1 protein-coding gene is annotated in these 331 nt (G+C 65.6%); it reads right to left on the bottom strand.

Going from position 1 to position 331, the window contains the following annotated elements; all coding sequences use genetic code 11:
• The coding region (locus OO70_RS50885) for a S49 family peptidase (protein WP_199827574.1) at positions 1–304 on the bottom strand (304 nt) is incomplete at its 3' end.
• Positions 305–331: the final 27 nt, after the last annotated feature.

Raw genomic sequence — 331 nt, 5'->3', positions numbered from 1 at the left:
CGTAGACGCCTACTGAGCCGATCCGCGATGCGGTCGGCGCAGCGAAGAGGCGATCCGTAGCGGAGGCAAGCCAGTATGCCGCGCTGCCCGCCGTGGTGTTCGCGATGCCCCACACTGGCTTGCCAGCTTGCTTCGAGGCTTTCGGCAGCCAGCTCACCAGCTCGGATAGACCGGCCGCTTCACCGCCGCCGCTGTCGATGTCGAGCAGGATGCCGCGAACCTTGTCGTCCTCGAAGAGCGTTTCGAGCTGGTTGTGCAAGCGCGTGTACGACATCATGTCGCCGCCGCTGCTCGATGCCTCCATGTCGCCGCGATGGATGAGCCCACCCAC

This window comes from Streptomyces xylophagus (assembly GCF_000716435.1).
GTDB lineage: Bacteria > Actinomycetota > Actinomycetes > Streptomycetales > Streptomycetaceae > Streptomyces > Streptomyces xylophagus.
The sequence above is the reverse complement of the archived record's forward strand: the minus strand, read 5'-3'. Positions and strand labels throughout refer to the sequence as shown.